Genomic DNA, 614 nt, shown 5'->3' with positions numbered 1-614 from the left:
AGGAGGTTTCCCGATGACGGTATCAGTCGAGACACGCAATCTCTCCATTACTTTCGGCCACGGGCCAACAGCGCTCAAGGTCCTTCCCGACATATCCTTCCTGGTGGAGCCGGGAGAATGTTTCGGCTTGGTGGGCGAAAGCGGATCGGGCAAATCCACCGTGCTGCGCTGCATCTCGATGCTAACCGACTTCTGGAAGGGAGAGATCCTGATCAACGGAAAGTCCGTGCGCGACATGCCGCTGATCGAACGCTGCCGCACGCTGCAGATGGTTTTCCAGGATCCTTACGGTTCGCTGCATCCGCGCCAGTCGGTAAGAACCGTGCTTTCGGAGCCGCTGAGAATCCACAAGCTCACAAATCACGAGGAGCGGATGCAGAAAGTGCTGTCCGATGTCGGACTGCCCGTCTCCTTTCTCGATCGTTTTCCGCATCAGCTTTCCGGCGGGCAGCGCCAGCGTGTCGCAATTGCGCGGGCGCTGATCCTTGAGCCTTCGCTGCTGCTTCTGGACGAGCCGACATCGGCTCTCGATGTTTCCGTGCAGGCGGAAATCCTCAACCTTTTGCAGCGCCTGCGCGAAGAACACGGATTCACCTACATCATGGTGACGCATG

1 protein-coding gene is annotated in these 614 nt (G+C 58.3%); it reads left to right on the top strand.

Annotation, left to right across the window (positions count from 1 at the left end; all coding sequences use genetic code 11):
• Positions 1-13: 13 nt before the first annotated feature.
• The coding region (locus ACI3K0_RS30805) for an ABC transporter ATP-binding protein (protein WP_404946995.1) at positions 14-614 on the top strand (601 nt) is incomplete at its 3' end.

It is taken from the genome of Rhizobium sp. ZW T2_16, from assembly GCF_044987325.1.
Taxonomy (GTDB): domain Bacteria; phylum Pseudomonadota; class Alphaproteobacteria; order Rhizobiales; family Rhizobiaceae; genus Neorhizobium; species Neorhizobium cellulosilyticum.
The sequence above is the reverse complement of the archived record's forward strand: the minus strand, read 5'-3'. Positions and strand labels throughout refer to the sequence as shown.